The sequence below is a fragment of the Schaalia odontolytica genome (assembly GCF_005696695.1).
In the GTDB taxonomy this organism is placed as follows: Bacteria; Actinomycetota; Actinomycetes; order Actinomycetales; family Actinomycetaceae; genus Pauljensenia; species Pauljensenia odontolytica_C.
The window spans coordinates 1,704,777-1,717,472 of record NZ_CP040006.1; the positions used below are offsets into that span (position 1 = coordinate 1,704,777).

The window sequence follows — 12,696 nt, forward strand, 5'->3', positions numbered from 1 at the left end:
CTGGGAGCGAGCAGAACCCCTAGAGAAGGAAGATTCCGTGAACAAGACTACCACACGCCGCCGCCACCTGCGGCCCTGGCGAACCCTCATCGGAGGCGCCGCACTCGCCGCCGCCCTCACCCTCGGTTTCGCGATGCGCGGCCTCGACAACCCCGACGGCCTCCCCGAGTGGACCTTCTTCCCGGCCCTCGGACTCCTCGCGCTCGCGGTCTGCTTGATCCGCGCGGACTGGAAGGCAGGGCGGCTGTGAACGCCTCGGTCATCGTCACAGTTGTTTTCCTGCTATTCGCAGGCTGTGTCCTGCTGGCCTGGATCGCGGCGCGCGGGGCCTCTCGTGCGGCCTCCATCGAGGAGATCGCCGCTCGCATGCAGCGATCCGCGTCGAAGGCCAGGGCGAAGGGCACGACACTGCTTGAGCGCCACGTCGGCTTCGATTACTACGACGTGGACGGCGAGGCTCCGCTGCCTCATCTGATCTGCCTCGCGACGCAGGACGTCATTATCGAGGCAGAGCTGAATAACTGCTTCGCCCTCGACACGCCAAAGATCGCGGTCGATCTCGACCGTCAGCAGATCCACGTGACCCTCGAAGTGCTCAGGCTTGATGAGCCGAGCCTGGAGGTGCGGACCTGATGCCGAAGAAGCCGCCGCTCGATGTCGAGATCACACGCGCGATCGCCCGCGCTCACATCCTCTACGCGAACCGCCCGCACATAGATGAGCGTGTGCATCGCCTGGTCACGGAGGCCTGCGCCCGCGCCGCTCACTACCCGGTCGAGGTCAAGCCCTCACGTTCGGCGCTCGCGCCGATGAGGCCTCGCCGATCCGCTTAACCACCAACACCAAGAACAGAAGGAACCACAATGAGTAAGAAGTTCTGGGCAGCAGGCGCTGCCCTCACCCTCGCGGCGCTCGCGCTGCCCTACGGCGCCGCATACGCCGCCGCCGAGGCCGCGCCGACCATGACCGCACAGGTTACCAAGGCGACCAGTGCCTCACGCCAGACCTCGAGTGAGGTCACCGTCGAGGGAACCTGGACCGCGCCGAAGCTCGCGGTCGGCCAGCACTTCACCGTTGCCAGCAAGGACGGCGGCTTCAAGTGGTATGCCGGCTTTCCCTTCGTCCTCGACGACGGAACCAAGATCGGCGACTGCGAGGCCGACGAGGCGACGCTGACCTGCACGGTCACCGAGGTTCCCGCGTCCTACGCGGACAAGACCGACGTGACCGGAAACTTCCATGCCCGCGCGCGTCTCTCGGACGCCGCAGTCGGCACTGAGGACACGCAGATCGTCGTGAACGGCCAAGTCACGCGCACGCTCGTCTGGGGCGACCGTGACGGCTCGGGCACCTGCACGAACGACTGCTCGACGCCCGCGCACTTCGAGTACGCGGCTCCCGAGACGATTAAGTTCGGGTGGACCAACGCGGACCAGTCGATCGGCTGGGGCATCAAGTGGGTAGTTGAAGCCGGAAAGGCCTACACGCTGACGGACGAGACCAACCAGCTGCCGAAGGCTGTGAAGTGCTCGTCCGGCCCGACCTGGGATCCTGCGACGACAACCTGGACCGACGGCACGCTCGACGAGTCAGCGCACACGCTGACGTTCACGCCGCCCGCAGGCTCGCTGGTCTGCATCGTCTATCCTGCAGCGACCACGCACGTCGAGGGCCAGGACACCTACACCAACCGAGCTACGATCAACGGCAAGAGCCTTGAGGCAACCGCAACGATCAAGGCCTCGGGCGGTACCGACGGCGACGGCAAGACCAAGCCGCAGCCCGCGCCGGTCCCCTCGCCTCTCCCGAAGCCCTCGCCGAAGCCGTCCCCGGTTCCTACTCCTTCGGATGAGCCGCAGTCTGCGCCGTCCCCGATGCCTACTCCTACGACCGCGCCGACGCCGGGCACGGTGAAGCCCGCGCCGAAGCATGAGGCCGTGCCGGCTACTGCTCCGGCCCCGCAGGAGCGCCTCGCCAAGACTGGCGCGACCTCCAGCGGACTTTTGCTGATGATCGTCGCGATCCTGGGCGGCGCAGGCGCTGGCCTGTTCCTCCTCCGACTTCTTGAAGGCCCCGCGAGCAAGAAGGGAGAAAAGCTGTGAAGTTCGAGAAGGCACTCGAAAACCCGGTAACGCTCACCCTCGAAGCAGCCGACGTTTTCTACCTGCGCGATTTCCTGTACGAGGAGAGCATCAGTGCCGATGTCGATTTCGACAACGTCGAGACCCTGCACAACGACAGAGCTCGCCAAGCAGCGAAGATGACACTCAGCCGCGAGCACACGAAGATGACGAAGATCATCGACGCCCTGGACGCAACCCTGGACGCAACCGAGGGTCGCGTTGTCGGCGCAAAGAAGATCGCGTCCATGACCGACCCCATGCAGGCCGCTAATGAAGTCGGTACCTCGACGGAGGAGGGGAAGTGATGACTCGATACATCGCGGTCTATTTCGACACCGCTCAGGTGCAGGCTCTGCGAGACGACGCGCAGGAAACGGTCCTCGCCGCTGATGAGGATCTGGAGATCACGAAGCAGCTCAACGACCTCACGGCCCGCCGCCTCGCTCGAGAAGCGATCGACAAGAAACGCGACCTGTATGTCGAGATCGTCGACAAGCTCCAGGAAGCATCCGAGCGCCTCAACGTCGGTGAAGGCGACTACATCGACGAATGAGCACACTCCCCGATGAGCGCGGCCAACGGGGAGGCCACCCGCAAACCAAGAAAAAACAGGCGGGGCAGGTAAAGAGATCGCGCAGCCCGACCAGCAGACCCCCGGGTGCGAGTCCCGGGCGGGCACGAAGCCCGCGCCACGAGCGCGCAGGGCAAGACCCCCTAGAGAAGGACAACCAATGACCACCATCAACGAGATCAAGGACAGGCTGAACGCCGTGGCGTTCGCTGGCCGCAGCTACGCAGGCGCAGACCGCACCGCGATCGCGAAGGCCTACACAGACGCTGTCGCTGCGTTCGACCAGAACGCAGCCGTGGATATGGCGTACCTCCTCGACCGTGTCGATGAGCTGCAGGACGCGATCGCCGTCGCAGCTTCGGACCTCGCCGACGTAGCAAGCTACGTCGCCGCCAGGTACGCCGGCACACCCGACGAAGCCAGCGAAATCCGCCTAGCAATCGGCGAACCAATCGACGCCCTAGTCAACGTCTCACAGGGCACACCGATCACACCCGAGGAGGCCGGGGAATGAGCGGCGCCGGACTCCTCAGCATCGAGTGGGAGATCGCCAACCAACATCTCCCCATGCCTCATATCGTCGCGACGGCCTGCGCCGCGTTCGTCGAGGAAGCAGAACGCCGCGGACTCGTCATCCGCTCCGGACCCTCACCTTCCGTCCTGCACGAGCTCCGGCTCGTGCGAGTCACCGGCAAGGTCACCCGCCAGGACGACGAAACCCCAGAGCCGCAGCCACCGCACACACTGCGCCGATGCCCGGCGTGCGGGGTCCACATCTACGACCTCACCGACATCGAAGGAGCCGAGCAATGATCGAAATCAAGCAGGCGCGCAACGTCCCCGGCTTCCGCTTCTGCCCTGTCTGCCGCACGCGCCTCGCGCCGAAAGGCTCGAACGTTCACGTCACCATCGACGCCGAAAACGAAGCCACCGCAATCGAGCACATCACGCACAAAGCCTGCGCACAGACGGTCATCGACTTCACCCGCGCTCGCGGCTACACGCCCGCCGAGCTCGTGGAGGTCGGCGTCTGGGCTGAGGAGCAGCGATGAGGCTCCCGATCAGGATTCAGCGCCGCCGCGCTCGCGGCTGGAAGATGCCCGCGCACACGAAGTATGTAGGGCGAGGAAGCCTATACGGCAATCCGTTTTGGGTCGCTCGGTCGCCGTTTGAGCTTAAATATGGCGGTGCCCTCGTCGTCGCGTCTCGTGCGGAGGCTGTCGAGAAATTTCGTGAGTGGATCAGGCACACGGCAGAGGGTCGGTTCGTCGCTGGGTGTGCGGCGCGGAACCTCTGGGGCCTCGATCTCGCGTGCTGGTGTCCAGCTGATCAGCCGTGTCATGCGGATGTCCTCTTGGAGATCGCGAACCCGCGCGGTGCGAGGGAGTTCGAGAACCCGTATTACCGCAGGTGGGATCGAGACGAGGCCGCAGAATGACGACTATCGGCAGTCTCTTTACTGGCTACGGCGGTCTAGATATGGCAGTCCGCATGGCGCTTGATCCGGATGCGCGCGTCGCATGGACGAGCGATGTAGAGCCGGGGCCGTGCAGGCTGGCTGAGGTGCGCTGGTCTGGTGTCCCGAATCTCGGTGACATCACGCAGGTCGATTGGTCGGATGTTGAGCCGGTAGACATTATCTGCGGTGGATCGCCCTGTCAGGATCTGAGCCTCGCGGGTAGGCGCGCTGGCATGGCCTCGGGGACGAGGTCGGGCCTGTGGGAGTCGATGTTCGAGGCAATCAAGACGATGCGTCCGCGTCTGGTGATTTGGGAGAACGTGAGAGGAGCGCTGACAAGTGGAGCGTTCAGTCTGGTGGAACAAGAATCGCGACTGCTGGGAGACGGAGCAGATGGACCTGCTCTCAGGGCGGCAGGCCGTGTGGTCGGAGACTTGGCCGGCCTCGGGTATGACGCGCAATGGTGTGTTGTACGAGCTTCCGACGTCGGCGCCCCTCACCAGCGAGAGCGGCTGTTCCTTGTTGGCAACCCCGCAGGCGAACCTTGGCAGCTGCGGGGGCTCACAGCCTCCACAGAAGCGCAGGGAGGGCGGGCACTCCGTGAGTCTCGCGGATCAGATCGAGCACCTGGTGCCCTGATTCCGACGCCGACCGCGTCGGACCACAAGGCAGGCCGTCATCAGGAGGGAACGGGCATGAGTCTGTCGCAGGCAGTACAGATGCTGCCGACCCCGGTCGCGCAGCCCTCGGGCAACTCGCCCGAGGCACACCTGCGTAAGAAGCCAGGCCGCGCGCAGGTCACCGACCTAGCGATCCTCGTCGAGAACGGCCTGCTGGCAACGGGAGGTCTCCTACCGACACCGCAGGCGACGAACGCGACGGCATCCTCGACCGGCTACGGATCGAACCTGCACGAGGTGGCGAGAGGGATGAAGCCCGGCATCTTCGGCGTCTATGGGCAAGCGATTGCCAGGTGGGAGCAGGTGCTCGGACGTGAGGCTCCAGCTCCGACTGTCCCGCCGACACGCGAGGGGGGGCGAGCACGCCTCTCAACGAAGTTCGTCGAGTGGCTCATGGGTTTGCCCGAGGGGCATGTGACCGGCGAGGATCTCGGGCTGACGCGGGAGCAGCAGCTCCGTCTCCTCGGAAATGGGGTCGTCCCGCAGCAGGGCGCCGCCGCTATCTACCAGCTCACCAAGATCACCATTGAGGAGGCAGCATGACCGGCATCGACCCACTGAAGGACATCCCAGGTGTCGAGGAGTTTCAGGAGCGCGCGATCGTCCGCGCGGTCCGGCTGACTCGTGAGAACGCGGAGGCGATCGCCCGCCGCGCGCGCAAGCGTTGTGGCTTCACGCCGGACGGGCGGGTGATGCTCGTCGAGCACACCTACACGATCTGGGCGCTTGAGGGGGACATGATCGTCGCTCGCCCGGGCAGTATGCGTCTGTCGAACCGCATCCCGGAGGACTTCATAGCCTGGTACACGAAGCCGGGCGAGCAGCTGACTGAGGAGGATCTCGGATGAGCGCGCAGCTGGTGTGGGAGTCGCGCGTCTTGCCGCTGACGCGCAGCAAGCTCATCACCGCAAACGACAAATTGCACTGGGCCGCACGCGCGCGGCTCACGAAGCAGATCCGCCAGTGGGGCTATCTGCTCGGTCGCGAGGGTGAGGGGGTCGCGCGTCTCAGGCTGACGCACGCTCGAGTGGAGGTTGAGTTCGCGTATCCGGATCGTCGCCGCCGCGACCGTAGCAACCTCGCGCCGACCGTGAAAGCACTCATGGACGGTCTCATCGATGCCGGGCTGCTGCCTGATGACGCGGACCGCTTCCTCGACGGCCCGCACACGGTCATCGCGGAGCGCCTGGCGGGCAAGCACCTGAACATCCCGATGTACGAGGTCCGCATCCGCGTGTACGCGGACACAGATAAGAAAGAGAGCAAGTAATGGCCGGAGAAACCGTCATCACTGTCATCGGTAACCTGACCGCTGACCCCGAACTGCGTTGGACGCAGTCTGGCGCCGCAGTCGCAGACTTCACCGTCGCGTCGACCCCGAGAACCTACGACCGTAACGCCGGCGAATGGCGCGACGGCGACACCCTCTTCATACGCTGCTCCGTGTGGCGCGAAACCGCTGAGAACGTCGCCGAGTCGCTGCGCAAGGGTATGCGCGTCATCGTTCAGGGTCGCCTCACCCAGCGCTCGTATGACACCCAGCAGGGCGAGCGCCGCACGGTAGTTGAGCTGCAGGTCGACGAGGTCGGCCCCTCCCTGCGCCGCGCACGCGCACAGGTCACCCGTGTTCAGGCACAGGCCGCGAGCGCACCGTCCGCGAGCGCGTCGGCCTCTGGCGGTGCGGCTGGGTGGGGGCAGGAGACTCCGCAGCATGACCCGTGGGGTGAGCCTGGCGGGTCGGCGTTCGGGTCTGAGCCGCCGTTCTGATGGAGCGGTACTGCCCGGACTGCGGCGAGGTTCTCGCTGCAGGGCACGCGCGCTGTAGGCCGTGCTTCCGCAGGTTTGAGGCTGAGTATCAGAGGAAAACCGAGAGGGACTGGATGCGGCGCAACTTCCCGGAGTTCCGGCCCCGGGACTTGTTCCCGGAGGACGGCTGGGAGCAGACGGAGATCAAGACAACAAGTATGAAGGAGGGCGAGTAATGGCCTGGGTCAGAGTGGGCGACGAAGCACTGAGCCACCCGAAGCTCATGAGCTTGTACGACGTGGAGGGCGCCGAGGACATCTCGATCGTCGAAATGTTCGGCTTCCTCATGGCACTCGCGACCTACTCGGCCAAGCACCTAACAGACGGAATCATCGAGAGAGGTGCGGCGTTCCGCGACGGCGATCGTTCGCGGAGTGCGCACCTGATTGATGTGGCGGTCGGCGCCGGGCTGCTCACGTGGGTTGAAGTGGAGGGCAAGCGGAAGCTGCGCCTGTTCACGGACGAGGAGTTTATCCACGTCCAGCCGCGCGAGGAGGTCATGCGTCGCCGTGCGCGGTCGCGGGAGAATCGCGACCCGAACAAGAAAGCTGCTGTGATTTTCCGCGACGGCGACCAGTGCCGTTACTGCGGGAAGGTCGTGCGGTGGACCGGCCCGACAGGTTACAACCTCGGCACGCTCGATCACATTGACCCGGACTCGCTGGGGGACGCCCCGGTCGATGGTCTCGTGGTCGCCTGTCATGAGTGCAACTCCTCGCGCGGGCACGCGCGGGAGGCGTTCGATGCGGCCTCGCCACTGCGTCCCGTCCCGGCCACGCCCTATTACGGAGTGTGGTCGGCAGAATTCCTCACCAGGTACGGATATGAAGCCGCGCCGTCCGTGGATCCGGGCACGCCCGTTGACCCCGCCTCAGAGCCGCCCGCGAGGGGCGTGCTCCCGGGCCGAGGGTCCGGAGCGCCTGTTGACCCCGGGCGCGGCTCCAGCGGCCACGCTGAGGCCGCTGTGCGTGACCCCGGCACACCTGAGCGGTGTGCGTCCGAGGGTCCGCGTATTCGACCTAGTTCGGACTCAAGTCCGAACCCTGGTCCGACGTCGAAGGGTATCAAGGCGAATACTCTCGGGTCGGGTAGGGACGGGACGGGACGGGCAGGCCAGGGAAGGGCAGGCACGGGCCAGGCAGGGAAGGGCCAGGCCGGGCACCCGCGAACACCTCAGCAGAAGCAGACAAGCAAGCGGAACCGTAGAAGGAGAAGAAGGTAATGAGCCAGGAAGAAGAGCTGAGGGGCAAGGTAGAAGATGCCCTCTCAGCACTAGTGCAGGCAGGACACGGAGCCCAGGCATTAACTGGGGCCTGGGTGGTCTGTGCTGAGGTCATGGTCCCCGGCAAAGAAGAGGTCACCGTCTTTATGCACGACGGGGGCGGCTCGATGCTCGCGCGGCGTGGCCTCATCGAGTCTGTGCGCGATCAGCTCGCATCATGGGTGGAGGGATACGATGACTGAGCATGACGACCGCCGGGTTTGCCCGGTGACGGGTGAGCCTCTCCTCGACGGAGAGTACCTGTCTCGCGGCGGCGCTGCCCGCGTCCGTGTGGCGACCGCGTCGATGCCAGGACTCATGAGCGACCTCGCCTATGCTGCGTCGCACGGCGTGCGCACGGGTGAGCAGGTCGGCGGCGCTGGTGTCCCATCGTCGAGGGCTCCTCTCAACCTCGCGCTCATGATCGAGGTTGACGAGATGTGCGACTCGATCCTGACGTGGGCGACGCTGCTCCTCTCGCACGTGATGGGTCCGTCCTACTGGGTGCGCCCCGGCGATTGGTGGATGGTCGCGCGCGTATTCGACCTGCACGAGGACAAGCTCCGCAGGTGGTCGGAAGCCGAGCAGTGCGCAGACGAAGTTCTGTACTCGGTCGCGCGCCTTGAGCGTCTCGCCTCCCCCGGCAGACAGCGCCTCGTCTACGTCGGCTCGTGCAGCCAGTGCGACGCTGATCTTCTCGTCCGCGACCCAGATGAGGAGGCGACGACTTGCCGGGAGTGCGGAGCGGTCGAGCAGATCGGCGAAGCCTGGGAGCGACTCCTCTCGAAAGCTCGTGAGTCTCTGCTGCCGCGCTCGCGGGCGACCCGCGTCGCGGAGATCCTGGCTGGCACGCAGATCAAGGATCCGACTGTCCGGAAGTGGACGCAGCGGGGGCAGCTGGCGCCCCGGGCGAGGAGGGGCGGGGATCGCCTCTACCGGGTCGGGGATATTGAGAGGCTGGCGACACGCAGAATGTAGGCGCGTGTCGCTTGCGATAGGGCTTGTCACGGCGTATTCTCCTAGTGTGGCCCTGAGCGTAAGCGAGGGGCTTCTGCTTTAACGGCAATCCGCGCACTTGTACTGACCCCCGCTCCTATCGGCCCCGGTGGAGCGGGGGTCAGTGCATACGGACTGAGGGGGCGGGCATGGCATGGGAGACATCGGACCGCGCCGTCCGTCTGCCTGATGACTGGGCCGAGCGGCGCGCCTTCGTGCGTGACCGCGCAGCCGGCAGGTGCGAAGCGATGCTGCACGACGGCACGCGATGCCCAGCTGCAGGGACAGACTGCGATCACATCGAGCCAGGTGACGATCACCGAGCGGTGAACCTCCAGTGGCTTTGCCGTTGGCATCACAAACGTAAGACGCAGCAGGAAGCTGCTGCGGCGCTCGCTGCTGAGCGGAAGAAAAACCAGCCGCGAAAGCGTAAGCATCCCGGCCTCAAGCGGGCCGCGCTCGCGGGCCGGTTGATTCGGCGGCGCGCGCGCTCGATGGGGCGGCGTCCTCGGCTGGCTCGGCGGCGGGCAGCATGCGAGACGCGGGCTCGGGCTTCTCGTCTATGGCGGGCTTTGCACAGAACGCGATCGCGCCCCTGGCTGCGCTGGCCGCAGCCGTGGGTATCGGGGGCTTCGTCTCTGAGGCTATCGCTGCGTCCGACGCGACGCAGAAATTCGCGGACACGCTGAAATCGCCGGGGATTGATCCGGATCGGATCGAGGAGCTGGGCGCCGCCGCGCAGAAGTACGCCGATGAGACCGTCTACGACCTGTCGGATATTCAGGGGCATCACGTCACAGCTCGCAGCGAATAACGTCGAGGGCTTCGACAAGCTCGCGGAAGCAGCGGGCAACCTGAACGCGGTCTCGGGCGGCTCTGCCGAGACCTACAAGCAGGTTGGCCTCGCGCTCGTTCAGGTCAACGGTGCCGGGAAGCTGGCAACGCAGGACTGGAATCAGATCGCAAACGCGATCCCCGGCGCGTCCGGCAAGATCCAGAAAGCGCTCCTCGACGCGGGTGCCTACACGGGGAATTTTCGCGATGCGATGGCCCAGGGCCAGATCAGCGCGAAGAATTTAACGAGGCATTGCTGAGCCCTCGGCTTCGATGAGGTCGCGGCGAACGCGGCTCGCGACACGAGCCGCATTGAAAACGCCGCCGGCAACTTGCAGGCAACCCTCATGGGCGGCTTCAAAGACCTCATTGACTACATGAAGCCTACGATTACGGACTTCATGGGGCTGGCTCTCTGACATGTTCTCGAACGCCTTCGACTGGATCAGCGAGCACAAGGATCTGCTGGTCGCCCTCGGTGAGGGGATCGGGATCGCGGTGGCCGCCTACTGGGGCTTCTCGGTCCTGACACAGGTCATCGAGTGGATCAAGAACACGACGCTCGTGCAGGAGGGGCTCAACGCTGCGATGGCCGCGAATCCCATCGGTCTTGCTGTCGTGGCTATCGGCGCGCTCATCGCTGGGCTGATCTACCTCTATAACACAACGAGGACGTCGCGAACGCGATCAACGCCTCGGCTCTGGCATCGCCGAATTCTGGACGAACAACGTCACGCCGGTAATCGACGCGTTCGTCGACTATACGAAGAACACGCTCATCCCGGGTATCGAGTCGGCGTGGGGCATCCTCACCACGGGCAACTACGACGGTAATCTCTTCGGTCTCGAAGAGGACTCCGGCGCTCGTGGACTTCTTCTTCACCCTGCGGGACGCGCTCCTCGCGGTCGGCGAGATCTCCTACAGGGCGTGGACGGAGCAGATCAAGCCTTCCATTGAGGCGGCGTGGGACTGGATCTCCGGCACGCTCTGGCCGGGCCTCCAAAACTTCTGGTCGACCGTGTTGCAGCCGCTGTTTGAGGGATCGGCTCGGGCCTCGCTCTCGCCTGGACCGCCGTCATCCGACCTACCCTCATGGCCCTATGGACCGTCGTCTCCCGGGTCATCTGGCCTGTCCTCAAGACCCTCTGGGAGAACGTGATTAAGCCGCTGTGGGAGGGCTTCGCGTCGGCAGTCCAGTCAGCATGGGCCGTGATCTACCCGGCTATGCAGGCGCTCGCGGGTTTCTTCCGCGACACGCTAATGCCTGCGCTGTGGAGCTTCTGGCAGGATGTGGTGGAGCCGGTCTGGACGAACGTGTCGACGTTCATCCTCGCTGTCTGGGATAACGTTCTGTATCCGCTTTTCGACCTGTTCGTGACGGTGATCTCGGGTACCGTCGGTATGGCCTTCGAGGGGCTGTGGACAACCGTCGTGACGGCCTGGAATGGGATCTCGTCGGCGATCCAGACGGTCTGGGGCATTTTGTCCCCGATCTTCTCTGCGATTGGCAGCGCGATCTCCTCGACGCTCGGCCCGACCTTCACGTGGCTGTATGACTCGGTCATTAAGCCGGTCTGGGATCAGATCTCGTCGGCGGTGCAGACGGCCTCCTCCGTCCTGATCGACGTCGTCTTTCCGGCGATTAAGAGCGCGATCGGTGGCGTGAAGGAGTCGTTCGAGTCTTTCCGTCAGTCGGTCGAGTCTGTGTTCGAGAAGATCAAGGGAGCCGCCGCAAAGCCCGTCAACTTCGTCATCACGACGGTCTATCGCGACGGAATTAAGGCAGCGTTCGATACGATCGCCGCGAAGGTCGGCCTCTCCGTGAGGCTCCCCGACGTGAAGCCGATTCCGGCCTACGCGACCGGCGGCGTTTTCTCCACCATGACGCCGGGGTACTCCCCCGGCAAGGACATCTATCACTTCTACAGCCCGGACGGTGGCGGCGCGCTTCGTCTATCCGGCGGCGAGGGCATCATCCGACCCGATGCCCTGCGAGCTCTCGGCGGGAAGCCTTGGCTCGACCGGGTAAATGCTTCGCGCGGCTCCGGCCTCGCGACCGTCGGTGAGACCGGACGCCGCCGCGGCGAAGTCGCTTTCGCTAGCGGTGGCATCTGGAACGCCGTGAAGGGCGGCTTCGGCGGCGCTCTGGACTGGATCAAAGACACGACAGAGGCGGTAGCGGAGATCGTCACCGACCCCGCCGCCGCAATCGCAAACCTGGTCCTCAAGCCGGCGCGCGAGCTACTGTCCCCGAAGGACGGCTCCTTCTGGGAGCAGGTCGCCTACGGTATCCCGCCGATGCTGTTCGACGGCCTCAAGAGCCTGTTCACCTCGAAGGTGAGCGAGTCCGGCCTCTCCGGCGGCGCGGGCCTCGTCGGCGCAGCCATGAAGGCCGTACTCATGGGAGTGCCTTACGTCTGGGGCGGCTCCGGCATCCCGCCGGGCCTGGACTGCTCCGGCCTCGTCTACTGGGCAGCACAGCAGCTCGGCCTCGGCTGGCCGCGACTCACCGCTGCCGGATACCAGTCCGGCTCGACACCCGTCCCCTGGGGCTCCGCGACACCCGGCGACCTCCTCTACTGGGGATCGCCCGCCTGGCACGTTGCCGTCTACGCAGGCAACGGGCAGATGATCGAGGAACCGCGCCCCGGCCTGAGCGCACGCAAGACCGCGATCTGGGGATCCCCAGCGTCGGCAGGTACGGCGGCGCACGCAAGTACGACCGTGGAGGCTGGCTCCCAGACGGAGTCACCGCTGCAGTCAACCAAACCGGCCAGCGCGAAGCAATCCTCACAGCCCGACAGTGGGCCGACGTCTCCGCGCTCGCGGCCAGCGGTGCGGGAGCTGGCGTCTCGTTGGAGGGCGCTCAGGTGAATCTGGTCCTCGATGACGGCGTGCAGTTCCGCGCTCACGTCGAGGGGATTAGCGCGGGTGTTCTCGCTCGTAGGAAGCAGCTCGCAGGAAG

General features: G+C 65.3%; 21 protein-coding genes and 1 pseudogene. All 22 read left to right on the plus strand.

All coding sequences use genetic code 11. The features are described from left to right. Positions 1-37: 37 nt before the first annotated feature. On the plus strand, positions 38-250 hold the full coding sequence (locus FBF35_RS07530) for a hypothetical protein (protein WP_060567577.1): 213 nt from the start codon (positions 38-40) through the stop codon (positions 248-250). Then, positions 247-633, plus strand: a complete 387-nt coding sequence (locus FBF35_RS07535) for a hypothetical protein (RefSeq protein WP_060567576.1) — start codon at positions 247-249, stop codon at positions 631-633. The genes FBF35_RS07530 and FBF35_RS07535 overlap by 4 nt, the downstream gene beginning before the upstream one ends. Continuing rightward, the gene (locus FBF35_RS07540) at positions 633-833 is read left to right on the plus strand and encodes a hypothetical protein (RefSeq protein WP_060567575.1); all 201 of its coding nucleotides are present in this window, start codon (positions 633-635) and stop codon (positions 831-833) included. The genes FBF35_RS07535 and FBF35_RS07540 overlap by 1 nt, the downstream gene beginning before the upstream one ends. 30 nt (positions 834-863) lie before the next feature. Beyond that, positions 864-2,102: a hypothetical protein gene (locus FBF35_RS07545; protein WP_060567574.1), complete on the plus strand. Its 1,239-nt coding sequence runs from the start codon at positions 864-866 to the stop codon at positions 2,100-2,102. Continuing rightward, the gene (locus tag FBF35_RS07550) at positions 2,099-2,428 is read left to right on the plus strand and encodes a hypothetical protein (protein ID WP_060567573.1); all 330 of its coding nucleotides are present in this window, start codon (positions 2,099-2,101) and stop codon (positions 2,426-2,428) included. The genes FBF35_RS07545 and FBF35_RS07550 overlap by 4 nt, the downstream gene beginning before the upstream one ends. Continuing rightward, positions 2,425-2,676, plus strand: coding sequence for a hypothetical protein (locus FBF35_RS07555; protein WP_131726649.1), 252 nt, complete (start codon positions 2,425-2,427; stop codon positions 2,674-2,676). The genes FBF35_RS07550 and FBF35_RS07555 overlap by 4 nt, the downstream gene beginning before the upstream one ends. Positions 2,677-2,854: 178 nt before the next feature. Beyond that, positions 2,855-3,208: a hypothetical protein gene (locus FBF35_RS07560; protein WP_060567571.1), complete on the plus strand. Its 354-nt coding sequence runs from the start codon at positions 2,855-2,857 to the stop codon at positions 3,206-3,208. Then, entirely contained in the window at positions 3,205-3,507 is a 303-nt protein-coding gene (locus FBF35_RS07565) for a hypothetical protein (protein ID WP_060567570.1), read from the plus strand. The genes FBF35_RS07560 and FBF35_RS07565 overlap by 4 nt, the downstream gene beginning before the upstream one ends. Further along, a complete protein-coding gene (locus FBF35_RS07570) occupies positions 3,504-3,746 on the plus strand; it encodes a hypothetical protein (RefSeq protein WP_060567569.1) in 243 nt (80 codons plus the stop codon). Before FBF35_RS07565 ends, FBF35_RS07570 begins: the two co-directional genes overlap by 4 nt. Continuing rightward, positions 3,743-4,132, plus strand: a complete 390-nt coding sequence (locus FBF35_RS10745) for a DUF4326 domain-containing protein (protein WP_082632915.1) — start codon at positions 3,743-3,745, stop codon at positions 4,130-4,132. The genes FBF35_RS07570 and FBF35_RS10745 overlap by 4 nt, the downstream gene beginning before the upstream one ends. A 53-nt stretch (positions 4,133-4,185) precedes the next feature. After that, positions 4,186-4,653: pseudogene (locus FBF35_RS10660) on the plus strand (DNA cytosine methyltransferase); the annotation flags it as partial. A gap of 195 nt (positions 4,654-4,848) precedes the next feature. After that, positions 4,849-5,376, plus strand: a complete 528-nt coding sequence (locus FBF35_RS10665) for a hypothetical protein (protein ID WP_241772587.1) — start codon at positions 4,849-4,851, stop codon at positions 5,374-5,376. Continuing rightward, entirely contained in the window at positions 5,373-5,681 is a 309-nt protein-coding gene (locus FBF35_RS07585) for a hypothetical protein (RefSeq protein WP_060567566.1), read from the plus strand. The genes FBF35_RS10665 and FBF35_RS07585 overlap by 4 nt, the downstream gene beginning before the upstream one ends. Then, positions 5,678-6,103, plus strand: coding sequence for a hypothetical protein (locus FBF35_RS07590; RefSeq protein WP_060567565.1), 426 nt, complete (start codon positions 5,678-5,680; stop codon positions 6,101-6,103). The genes FBF35_RS07585 and FBF35_RS07590 overlap by 4 nt, the downstream gene beginning before the upstream one ends. Beyond that, positions 6,103-6,600: a single-stranded DNA-binding protein gene (locus FBF35_RS07595; RefSeq protein WP_060567564.1), complete on the plus strand. Its 498-nt coding sequence runs from the start codon at positions 6,103-6,105 to the stop codon at positions 6,598-6,600. Before FBF35_RS07590 ends, FBF35_RS07595 begins: the two co-directional genes overlap by 1 nt. Positions 6,601-6,814: 214 nt before the next feature. Next, positions 6,815-7,861: an HNH endonuclease gene (locus FBF35_RS07600; protein WP_060567562.1), complete on the plus strand. Its 1,047-nt coding sequence runs from the start codon at positions 6,815-6,817 to the stop codon at positions 7,859-7,861. Next, entirely contained in the window at positions 7,861-8,103 is a 243-nt protein-coding gene (locus FBF35_RS07605) for a hypothetical protein (RefSeq protein ID WP_060567561.1), read from the plus strand. Before FBF35_RS07600 ends, FBF35_RS07605 begins: the two co-directional genes overlap by 1 nt. Continuing rightward, positions 8,096-8,878 (plus strand): helix-turn-helix domain-containing protein, encoded by a 783-nt coding sequence (locus tag FBF35_RS07610; protein ID WP_060567560.1) that lies wholly within the window; start codon positions 8,096-8,098, stop codon positions 8,876-8,878. The genes FBF35_RS07605 and FBF35_RS07610 overlap by 8 nt, the downstream gene beginning before the upstream one ends. A 550-nt stretch (positions 8,879-9,428) precedes the next feature. Then, the gene (locus FBF35_RS10520; protein WP_187348945.1) at positions 9,429-9,710 is read left to right on the plus strand and encodes a hypothetical protein; all 282 of its coding nucleotides are present in this window, start codon (positions 9,429-9,431) and stop codon (positions 9,708-9,710) included. Continuing rightward, on the plus strand, positions 9,649-9,990 hold the full coding sequence (locus tag FBF35_RS07620) for a tape measure protein (protein ID WP_138134123.1): 342 nt from the start codon (positions 9,649-9,651) through the stop codon (positions 9,988-9,990). Before FBF35_RS10520 ends, FBF35_RS07620 begins: the two co-directional genes overlap by 62 nt. A 160-nt stretch (positions 9,991-10,150) precedes the next feature. Next, positions 10,151-10,564: a hypothetical protein gene (locus tag FBF35_RS07625; protein WP_138134125.1), complete on the plus strand. Its 414-nt coding sequence runs from the start codon at positions 10,151-10,153 to the stop codon at positions 10,562-10,564. 259 nt (positions 10,565-10,823) lie between these two features. Beyond that, a complete protein-coding gene (locus tag FBF35_RS10720; RefSeq protein ID WP_138134127.1) occupies positions 10,824-12,605 on the plus strand; it encodes an NlpC/P60 family protein in 1,782 nt (593 codons plus the stop codon). Positions 12,606-12,696: the final 91 nt, after the last annotated feature.

Coding starts and splice junctions, on each gene's coding strand:
- FBF35_RS07585 (WP_060567566.1), top strand. CDS start 5,373: ATGACCGGCATCGACCCACTGAAGGACATCCCAGGTGTCGAGGAGTTT.
- FBF35_RS10520 (WP_187348945.1), top strand. CDS start 9,429: ATGCGAGACGCGGGCTCGGGCTTCTCGTCTATGGCGGGCTTTGCACAG.
- FBF35_RS07560 (WP_060567571.1), top strand. CDS start 2,855: ATGACCACCATCAACGAGATCAAGGACAGGCTGAACGCCGTGGCGTTC.
- FBF35_RS10745 (WP_082632915.1), top strand. CDS start 3,743: ATGAGGCTCCCGATCAGGATTCAGCGCCGCCGCGCTCGCGGCTGGAAG.
- FBF35_RS10720 (WP_138134127.1), top strand. CDS start 10,824: ATGGCCCTATGGACCGTCGTCTCCCGGGTCATCTGGCCTGTCCTCAAG.
- FBF35_RS07595 (WP_060567564.1), top strand. CDS start 6,103: ATGGCCGGAGAAACCGTCATCACTGTCATCGGTAACCTGACCGCTGAC.
- FBF35_RS07625 (WP_138134125.1), top strand. CDS start 10,151: ATGTTCTCGAACGCCTTCGACTGGATCAGCGAGCACAAGGATCTGCTG.
- FBF35_RS07620 (WP_138134123.1), top strand. CDS start 9,649: ATGAGACCGTCTACGACCTGTCGGATATTCAGGGGCATCACGTCACAG.
- FBF35_RS07590 (WP_060567565.1), top strand. CDS start 5,678: ATGAGCGCGCAGCTGGTGTGGGAGTCGCGCGTCTTGCCGCTGACGCGC.
- FBF35_RS07570 (WP_060567569.1), top strand. CDS start 3,504: ATGATCGAAATCAAGCAGGCGCGCAACGTCCCCGGCTTCCGCTTCTGC.
- FBF35_RS07600 (WP_060567562.1), top strand. CDS start 6,815: ATGGCCTGGGTCAGAGTGGGCGACGAAGCACTGAGCCACCCGAAGCTC.
- FBF35_RS07565 (WP_060567570.1), top strand. CDS start 3,205: ATGAGCGGCGCCGGACTCCTCAGCATCGAGTGGGAGATCGCCAACCAA.
- FBF35_RS07610 (WP_060567560.1), top strand. CDS start 8,096: ATGACTGAGCATGACGACCGCCGGGTTTGCCCGGTGACGGGTGAGCCT.
- FBF35_RS10665 (WP_241772587.1), top strand. CDS start 4,849: ATGAGTCTGTCGCAGGCAGTACAGATGCTGCCGACCCCGGTCGCGCAG.
- FBF35_RS07545 (WP_060567574.1), top strand. CDS start 864: ATGAGTAAGAAGTTCTGGGCAGCAGGCGCTGCCCTCACCCTCGCGGCG.
- FBF35_RS07540 (WP_060567575.1), top strand. CDS start 633: ATGCCGAAGAAGCCGCCGCTCGATGTCGAGATCACACGCGCGATCGCC.
- FBF35_RS07605 (WP_060567561.1), top strand. CDS start 7,861: ATGAGCCAGGAAGAAGAGCTGAGGGGCAAGGTAGAAGATGCCCTCTCA.